10 protein-coding genes are annotated in these 8,527 nt (G+C 68.5%); 6 read left to right on the plus strand and 4 right to left on the minus strand.

Going from position 1 to position 8,527, the window contains the following annotated elements:
- The 5 genes from VGR06_RS08105 to VGR06_RS43835 all read left to right on the plus strand — a co-directional run.
- On the plus strand, window positions 1–776 hold a 776-nt coding region (locus tag VGR06_RS08105), incomplete at its 5' end, for an acyl-CoA dehydrogenase family protein (RefSeq protein ID WP_327558351.1).
- A complete protein-coding gene (locus VGR06_RS08110; protein WP_327558352.1) occupies window positions 773–1,645 on the plus strand; it encodes a bifunctional MaoC family dehydratase N-terminal/OB-fold nucleic acid binding domain-containing protein in 873 nt (290 codons plus the stop codon). The genes VGR06_RS08105 and VGR06_RS08110, both read left to right, overlap by 4 nt.
- Window positions 1,642–2,025 carry a MaoC family dehydratase gene (locus VGR06_RS08115; protein ID WP_327558353.1) on the plus strand — a complete coding sequence of 128 codons (384 nt, stop codon included), beginning with the start codon at window positions 1,642–1,644 and terminating at the stop codon, window positions 2,023–2,025. Before VGR06_RS08110 ends, VGR06_RS08115 begins: the two co-directional genes overlap by 4 nt.
- Entirely contained in the window at window positions 2,022–3,176 is a 1,155-nt protein-coding gene (locus VGR06_RS08120; protein WP_327558354.1) for a lipid-transfer protein, read from the plus strand. Before VGR06_RS08115 ends, VGR06_RS08120 begins: the two co-directional genes overlap by 4 nt.
- Before the next feature lie 541 nt (window positions 3,177–3,717).
- Window positions 3,718–3,957 carry a hypothetical protein gene (locus VGR06_RS43835; RefSeq protein WP_414637192.1) on the plus strand — a complete coding sequence of 80 codons (240 nt, stop codon included), beginning with the start codon at window positions 3,718–3,720 and terminating at the stop codon, window positions 3,955–3,957.
- Here VGR06_RS43835 and VGR06_RS08125 read toward each other — a convergent pair.
- Both VGR06_RS08125 and VGR06_RS43840 read right to left on the minus strand, forming a co-directional pair.
- Window positions 3,929–4,213, minus strand: coding sequence for a hypothetical protein (locus VGR06_RS08125; protein WP_327558355.1), 285 nt, complete (start codon window positions 4,211–4,213; stop codon window positions 3,929–3,931). The two genes, VGR06_RS43835 and VGR06_RS08125, sit on opposite strands and share 29 nt — an antisense overlap.
- Window positions 4,183–4,731, minus strand: a complete 549-nt coding sequence (locus VGR06_RS43840) for a toll/interleukin-1 receptor domain-containing protein (RefSeq protein ID WP_414637193.1) — start codon at window positions 4,729–4,731, stop codon at window positions 4,183–4,185. Before VGR06_RS43840 ends, VGR06_RS08125 begins: the two co-directional genes overlap by 31 nt.
- 257 nt (window positions 4,732–4,988) lie before the next feature.
- Between VGR06_RS43840 and VGR06_RS08130 the strand changes: the two genes are divergently transcribed.
- Window positions 4,989–6,392 carry an endo-1,4-beta-xylanase gene (locus VGR06_RS08130; RefSeq protein ID WP_327558356.1) on the plus strand — a complete coding sequence of 468 codons (1,404 nt, stop codon included), beginning with the start codon at window positions 4,989–4,991 and terminating at the stop codon, window positions 6,390–6,392.
- A 55-nt stretch (window positions 6,393–6,447) separates the two neighbouring features.
- On the opposite strand, the gene VGR06_RS08135 is transcribed toward VGR06_RS08130, so the two are convergent.
- Both VGR06_RS08135 and VGR06_RS08140 read right to left on the minus strand, forming a co-directional pair.
- Complete coding sequence (locus VGR06_RS08135) at window positions 6,448–7,302, minus strand: MaoC/PaaZ C-terminal domain-containing protein (protein WP_327558357.1); 855 nt, start codon at window positions 7,300–7,302, stop codon at window positions 6,448–6,450.
- Between the two features lie 9 nt (window positions 7,303–7,311).
- A complete protein-coding gene (locus VGR06_RS08140) occupies window positions 7,312–8,334 on the minus strand; it encodes a ferredoxin--NADP reductase (RefSeq protein WP_327558358.1) in 1,023 nt (340 codons plus the stop codon).
- Between the last annotated feature and the right edge of the window lie 193 nt (window positions 8,335–8,527).

An 8,527-nucleotide genomic window follows, 5' to 3' on the forward strand; every position in this document is an offset into this window, starting at 1 on the left:
ACACCGAACCCGAGGCGGGCACCGATCTGGCGGCGCTCCGGACGACCGCGGTGCGGGACGGCGACCACTACGTGGTGAACGGGCAGAAGATCTTCACCACCGGCGCGCACGACGCCGACTACCTCTGGCTGGCCTGCCGCACCGACCAGGAGGCCCCGCGGCACAGGGGGATCTCCATCCTGATCGTGTCCACATCGGACCCCGGGTACTCGTGGACCCCGATCATCACCTGTGACGGCGCGCATCATGTCAACGCCACGTACTTCGCCGATGTCCGGGTGCCGGTGGGCATGCGGGTCGGCGCCGAGAACGCGGGCTGGCGGCTGATCACCACTCAGCTCAACCACGAGCGGGTGATGCTCGGGCCGGCCGGGCGGATCGCCGCGCTGTACGAACGGGTTCGGGACTGGGCGCAGCGGCGCGATGTCCACGAGCAGGCCGAGGTGCGGCGCGTGCTGACCGAGGCCCGGGCCACCGTGCGGATCAACGAGCTGCTGAACTGGCAGGTGGCCGCCGTGGACGGGCCGGTGGACATCGCGGATGCCTCGGCCACCAAGGTGTTCGGCTCGGACCGCATCCAGCGAGTCGGCCGGCGGCTCGAGGAAGTCGTTGGGCGGTACGGGGATCCGGCCGACCCGGCGACCGCGGAGCTGATGCGCTGGCTGGACGTGCAGGCCAAGCGGAACCTGGTGCTGACGTTCGGCGGCGGGGTCAACGAGATCCAGCGCGAGCTGATCGCCTCGGCCGGGCTCGGGCTGCCCCGGGTGCCGCGATGAGCATCCAGGAATCCGCCGCCGAGGTGGTCGCGCGGGGTGAGTCGGCGGCGCGGCTGGCGCCCGATCCCGTCAACCTGCCCATGATCCGGCACTGGACGGAGGCGTTGGGGGACACCAACCCGCGGTATCTCGACGCTCAGGTCGCGCCGCCGGCGATGATCCAGGTGTGGACGATGTACGGGCTGCGCGGCCAGCGGCCGCCCGATGATCCGCTCGCGGCGATGACCGCGATTCTGGACGAGGCGGGATTCACCTCGGTCGTGGCGACCAACTGCGAGCAGACGTACCACCGTTGTCTCCGGGTCGGCGAGCAGGTGTCGGTCCGCTCCCGGCTGGTCGACGTGACCGGGCCGAAGCGCACCGCCCTTGGCGAAGGCTGGTTCGTCACCACACTGTCCACATGGTACGCCGACGGCGAACCCGTGGCGGAGATGATGTTCCGGGTGCTCAAGTTCCGCCCGCCGTCCCGCGTGCCCGGCAATGTGCTGCGGCCGGTGGTCAGCCGGGACACCGAGTTCTTCTGGGAGGGCACGGCGGCGGGTGAGTTGCGCATCCAGCGGTGCGGGGCGTGTCGCGCGTTGCGGCATCCACCGGGACCCTCCTGTCCCGAGTGTGGTGCGCTGAAACCGGAGTACGTGGTGGCTTCCGGGTTGGGCACGGTGTACAGCTTCGTGGTGCACCACCATCCGCCGGTGCCGGGCCGGGAACTGCCGTTCGTGGTGGCGCTGGTGGAGCTGGACGAGGGGGTGCGGGTGCTGGCCGAGCTGACCGGTGTGCCGGTCGAGGACGTGCGGATCGGTTTGCCGGTCAGGGTTTCCTTCGTCAGGGTCGACGCCGGGCTGACGCTTCCCGGGTGGCGGCCGCGATGACCGCAGTCGGCACCGAGCTGCCCGAGCTCCGCCTCGACGTGACGACCACGTTCGTGGTGAGCACCGCCCTGGCGACCCGGGACTTCCAGGACGTGCACCACGACCGGGACGCCGCGCTGGCCCGCGGATCCCAGGACGTCTTCCTGAACATCCTCACCGACACCGGGTTGGTGCAGCGCTTCGTCACCGACTGGGCGGGCCCGGAGGCGTTGGTGCGCAACATCTCGATCAAGCTGGGGGTGCCCTGCTACGCGGGGGAGACGCTGGTCTTCTCCGGGCGCGTGGTGGCGGTCGAGGGCGACGAGGCCGTGGTCGAGGTGGTGGGCCGCAACAGCCTGGGCGACCACGTGTCCGGCACGGTTCGGGTGGTGCTGCCATGACGCTGCCCGGTGCGGCCGCGATCGTGGGGATCGGCGCCACGGAGTTCTCCAAGGACTCCGGCCGCAGTGAGCTGCGCCTGGCCGTCGAGGCGGTGAACGCCGCGCTGAACGACGCCGGGCTCCAACCATCCGATGTGGACGGACTGGTGACGTTTTCCATGGACGCCAACGCCGAGATCGCGGTGGCGCGTGAGCTCGGCGTTCCGGAGCTGAGCTTCTTCAGCCGCATCCCGTACGGCGGCGGGGCGGCGTGCGCCACCGTGCAGCAGGCGGCCATGGCGGTCGCCACCGGGGTCGCCTCGGTGGTCGTCTGCTACCGGGCGTTCAACGAGCGCTCCGGCCGGCGGTTCGGCCGCGTCTCCACCGACGCCGCATCGTCCGGAGTGGACAATGGCTGGCACTACCCGATGGGGCTGGCCACGCCGGCGGCCACCGTGGCTATGTTCGCTCGTCGCTACATGCACGAGTACGGCGCCACGAGCGAGGACTTCGGCCGGGTCGCGGTGGCCGACCGCAGGCACGCCGCCACCAATCCGAATGCCTGGTTCTACGGAAAGCCGATCACTCTGGCCGATCACCAGGCCTCGCGGTGGATCGCCGAACCGTTGCGGCTGCTGGACTGCTGCCAGGAGAGCGACGGCGCGGTGGCCCTCGTGGTGACCTCGGCGGCCCGCGCGGCGGATCTCCCGCACCCGCCGGCCGTGGTGCGGGCCGCGGCGCAGGGCAGCGGGCCCGACCAGTTCGTGATGAACAGCTACTACCGCGACGACCTGACCGGACTGCCGGAGATGAGCGTGGTCGCCCGGCAGCTCTGGAGGCAGTCCGGCATCGGCCCTGACGACGTCTCGGTGGGGGTGCTCTACGACCACTTCACCCCGTTCGTGCTGGTTCAGCTGGAGGAGCTGGGCTTCTGCCCGCGCGGCGAGGCCCGGCACTTCATCGCGGGCGGAGCGATCGAGCTCGGCGGCCGGCTGCCGGTCAACCCGCACGGCGGCCAGCTCGGTGAGGCCTACATCCACGGCATGAACGGCATCGCCGAGGCGGTCCGGCAGCTCCGCGGCACCGCGGTGAACCAGGTGGACGGCGTCGGCCATGTCCTCGTCACCGCCGGCACCGGCGTCCCGACCAGCGGGCTGATTTTGGGCGGGTAAGAGACTGTCCGAAATATGTCCTGTGCAGGGATTGTGTCAATTTATTTGGACTGTTAAGACGGCAGCCGCACTTCTTAACCATATTGGCGTCTCACGTCGCCGTGTTGGCCTCTGGTGCGGGTGTGTTGGCCGGTGACGCCGGCGGAGCAATTGGGCCCGGGTGAAGTCCTCCCCGCTGACGCCACCGGACACAGCCAACGACAACCCCGACACGCACCCGGCCAACACGACGACGCCACACGCCAACACGGCGACGCCAGAGACCAACACGGCGACGCCAGAGGCCAACACACCGAACATCACGAAATGCGGCTGAAGAATTAGCGCCCAGCGTGGTGTATTGCCTGCTGGCGGATTGACCTTCTTCGAATGATCAGCGACGATACGTCAAGCCGATGAATGGGGCCAGGTATGCCGGCGGGATCGAGGTCGGAGCCGTTCTACGACGTCTGCCTTTCGTTCGCGGGTGAACAGCGAGCGTACGTCGGCCGGGTCGCGGACCTGCTCGTGCAAAGGGGTGTCAAGGTCTTCTATGACCTGTATGAGACGGGCGAACCTCCAGGGCGAGGACCTCGCCGCCCACCTGGATGATGTCTTCCGGAAACGAGCCAGGTTCTGCGTCATGTTCGCCTCCGCCGACTATGCGCGCAAGGTGTGGAGTTGGAATATCATCGACCTGGGTGTCACACGGGCGGCAATGGCCACTTCGCACCATTTTCCGAACCGAATCGCGGTGAGCGCGGTAGACGCTATCAGCGAGGTGGTTCGGCAATTCGTTTGAGGCCGTTCACCTTCGGAGACGCCGAACGCCGTTGTGGTCGAAAGGCTGCGGCATAGATCGCCTCTTCGATTTGGCTCACAACGAGCGGCATCGACGCGACTCCGAGCGCGTCCGGAAAAGTCACGCACCGGCCTCGGGCAACGCATAGCGCCGACCGGCCTGAACCGACCGTGTATCCCACGATGAACGGCACGTTCCAACGCGCGTCGTCCGCGTCGACCAGCACTACGTGCGCGCGATCCACCTCGGCCGCCACCTGTGCGGGCGTTGCGCTCGAAGCGGACCATCCGTAGTCCGATGCTGTGGCAGACCGGATGGCGCTTGTTCGGCGCCGGGCGGCTCCGCGCTGGGAATGGGCCGGGTCAAGGCCAGAACCACCTTGGATAGCGCGTCGTGGTAATCCTCGTCGAGATCCACCCCGTTGATCCCGGCCAGGTAGGTGGGCAGGTCGCTGTACCTGGCGCCGCCAGTCAGCATCGGCACGATGGGAATTCCGCTGGCCTGCGCCGCGGAGGCTTCCCGCATGACCCACTTCGACGTGATGCCCTCAGGTGAGGCGAGCAGGACCAGTGCGGTCGAGTCGCTGATGGCATCGCTGATGTCGTTGATCCACGGGCCACCGAGGCTCAGCAGGTGGTCGGACCAGACCTGGAGCTGTGGTCGGATCGCCCTGTGGGCTCGCAGCCTGCCGCGCGCATGGTCGGCGGGACGTTCTGGCCACCGCCGGCACCGGCATCCCGACCAGCAGCCTGGCCTTGGCGTTGACAGCGCCAATCCTCTCGGTAGTAGTCCGAAAATTTTGGGGTTGTTGCACGCGCTTCTGATTCAATCAAGAGCCGTCTCGCCGAGTTCTTCGTGCTAACTGTGGAACTTTCGGAAAGAGTTGCTCCGAAAATTTTCAGAAATTCTGTGGTTGACGCAACATCGCTGTAACCGGCATACTCCATTCGGGTGTAGCTCGTCGCTACCGCTAGGTCGCTCAGCGTGGCGGCCGTTGAACCCCATGTCGAGCCCGTAACGAAGGGGCAGCAATGATCTACGACAACGTCAGTCGCAGATATCACCGCGTGCGGTCGTTCGCCCGGACGGCCCTGCCGCTCGGGCTGGCCGCCGCTGTCACGGCCGCCGGCCTCGTCGCCCTGTCCGGCACCGCGAGCGCGGCCAGCACGCTCGGCGCTTCGGCGGCCGAGCGGGGCCGCTACTTCGGCGCCGCGGTCGCGGCGAACCACCTCGGCGAGGCGGACTACGCGAACGCCCTGCACACCGAGTTCAACATGGCCACGCCCGAGAACGAGATGAAGTGGGACGCGACCGAACCCAGTCAGGGCTCGTTCAACTTCGGCAACGCCGACCGCATCGTCAGCGATGCGCGGGGCCGAGGCAACCGCGTGCGTGGTCACACCCTCGTGTGGCACTCGCAGCTGCCGGGCTGGGTCTCCGGCCTGTCCGCGAGCGCCCTCAGCTCGGCGATGAACAACCACATCACCCAGCTCATGACCCACTACCGGGGCCAGATCTATGCCTGGGACGTGGTCAACGAGGCGTTCCAGGACGGCGGCAGCGGCGCCCGGCGCAGCTCGCCGTTCCAGGACAGGCTCGGCAACGGGTTCATCGAGCAGGCGTTCCGCACCGCTCGCAGCGTCGACCCGAACGCCAAGCTCTGCTACAACGACTACAACACCGACGGTCAGAACGCCAAGAGCAACGCGGTGTTCGCCATGGTGCAGGACTTCAAGAACCGCGGCGTGCCGATCGACTGCGTCGGCTTCCAGTCCCACTTCAACAGCGCCTCCCCGGTGCCGAGTGACTACCAGCAGAACCTGCAGCGCTTCGCCAACCTCGGCGTGGACGTGCAGATCACCGAGCTGGACATCGAAGGCTCCGGGACGGCCCAGGCCAATAGCTACACGCGGGTCGTCAACGCGTGCCTGGCCGTGAGCCGCTGTGCCGGGATCACCGTCTGGGGCGTGACGGACAAGTACTCCTGGCGGGCCAGCGGAACGCCGCTGGTGCTGGACGGCAACTACAACAAGAAGCCGGCCTACACCGCGGTGCTGACCGCGCTGAACAACGGCACCACGCCCCCGCCCAGCAGCACGACTCCGCCGCCTCCGCCCCCGCCCGGCGGCTGCACCGTGTCCTACCAGGAGACGCAGCGCTGGCCCGACCGCTACAACGGGCAGGTGACCGTCCGAGCCGGCAGCACCGCGATCACCGGCTGGACCACCACGGTGACGATCACGCGGCCGCAGCAGATCTCGGCGACCTGGAACGGCAACCCGACCTGGGACTCCAGCGGCAACGTGATGACGATGCGGAACAACAGCAGCAACGGAAACCTCGCGGCCGGCGCGTCGACGTCGTTCGGGTTCACCGTCATGATGAACGGCAACTCGACGGCGGTGCCGAGGCTCGGTTCCTGCTCCGCGTCCTAGGGGGAGAGTGCGATGAAGGCGGCCATCCTCACGCCCAGTGCGAGAAAGGCCCCCTTCATCGCACTCCGGACCGGGCGATCAGGATCCCGTCGGCGAGCACCGGGTCTCCACGCTCCACTGTGGACGCGGTGACGAGCAGGCGGTCATCTTCCGACCAGATGCTGATCCGCAGGGTGTCGCCGGGGTACACCACCCCGGCGAACCTCGCGGAGTACGACCGGATGAGGGTCACGTCGCCGCCGAGCATGGTGCCGGCGACGGCCTTGCAGACGATGCCCCAGGTACACAGGCCATGCAGGATTGGCCGGGGGAAACCGGCCCGGACGGCGAAGTCCGGGTCGGCGTGGAGCGGGTTGCGGTCCCCGCACAGGCGGTACAGGAGCGCCTGCTGCGGCAGGGTCGGCACCTCGACGACGATGTCCGCCGCCCGGTCGGGGACCGCGACCCGCTCCGACGGTCCGCGCTCGCCGCCGAACCCGCCCTCACCACGGGCGAAGATGCTGGACCTGGCCGTCCACAGTGGAGCGCCGGCCGGGTCGGTCACCGTCGCCTCCTGGACGATCACCGCGGCCTTCCCCTTGTCCCAGACCTCGGCGATCCGGGGGCGCGCCACGGCCTTGCCGGACACCGGAAGCGGCTGGTGCACGGTGATCGACTGGGTTCCGTGCAGCACCTTGGCCAGGTCGATCTCGATGCCGGGGAAGCGCACCGACGGCGGCTCGAACGTCCGGAAGTTGGGTGCCACCACACCGAACGTGGGCAGCACCTGCAGCCGGTCCTCCAGCACATACCGCAGATCGTCGGCGCCCGCGCCCAGGGCGAGGTGGTAGAGCAGGATGTCCGAGGCGGTCCAGGAGAACTCCACCTCGGGGAGCTCGGCGCCGATGGCGACATTGGGGTCGATGGGCATTCGGTGGCCTCACTCGTAGGCGATCTCGACGTGGTCGGTGACCGGAAGCGACTGGCAGGCAAGGATAATCCCCTCGTCCAGATCCTCCTGGTCAAGCACCTCGTTGTTCAGCATCTTGACCTCGCCGGAGACCAGCCGGCAGGCGCACGCGCTGCAGGCGCCCTCGCGGCAGGAGTACGGCGCTGCGAGGCCGCTGTCCAGGAGCAGGTCGAGGAGCTTGGTCTGGGCGGGCCAGGTCAGGGTGCGGCGGGTGCCGTCCAGCTCGACGTCCACTGTGGATGGTTGGCTGTCGTCTGGTGCGGCGGGGACGGCGCGTTCGAACGGGTTGGCACCAAGGGAGACGAACCGCTCGAGGTGGACATGGGACTTGGGGAGATCCAGGGCGGCCCGGGCGGCGGTCATGAACGGTTTGGGGCCACAGATCAGGGCCTCGGTCGGAGCGAACGAGGTGACCAGCGCGCGGAGTGCAGGAGTGGTGGGCAGGCCCTGGACGGACTCCAGCCAGTGGATCACGGTGAGCCGGGCGGGGTGGCGCTCGGCCAGCGCGCACAGCTCGCCGGCGAAGATCACCGAGTGCTCGTCCCGGTTGGCGTAGATCAGGGTGAGCGTGCCGGAGCCCTCGGAGAGCGCGGCCTTGATGATCGACATGATCGGCGTGATCCCGCTGCCGGCGGCGAGGAGCAGCAGGTCGCCGTCGAGGGACCGCGGGGTGAAGATGCCGGCCGGGGCGAGGGCTTCGAGCGTGGTGCCGGGCTTGACGTTGTCGAAGAGCCAGTTCGAGGCGTAGCCGTCTGGGGTGCGCTTGACGGTCACCCGGAGCTGCGATTCGGTGTGCGGGCAGCTGCACAGGGAGTAGCAGCGGGCCACGGAGCCGGTGCGGTCGCTGGGGATGCGCAGGGTGAGGAACTGGCCGGGGCGGTAGGCGAACAGCGCGCGCTGGTCCGGAAGCAGGTCGAAGACGAGCGTGCGGGCGTCGCGGGTCTCGGTGATCACCTCGGACACCGTGAGCCGGAACGAGACGGGGTCACCCATGGCAGACCCCTCGGCTACGCGAATGCGTCACACGCCTACCCGAACGCGGGACACGGCTACGTGAAAGCGGGACACGGCTACCTGAAGCCGGGACACGCCCGGGGTCCTGGCGGCGGGCCGGCGTGTCCCGCGTCTGCGTAGGCATGTCCCGGCTTGGCGTAGTCGTGTTACGCGTTCGGGGAGGCATGGTGGT

Origin of the sequence: Actinophytocola sp., from assembly GCF_036002505.1 — a bacterium.
Taxonomy (GTDB): domain Bacteria; phylum Actinomycetota; class Actinomycetes; order Mycobacteriales; family Pseudonocardiaceae; genus DASYTH01.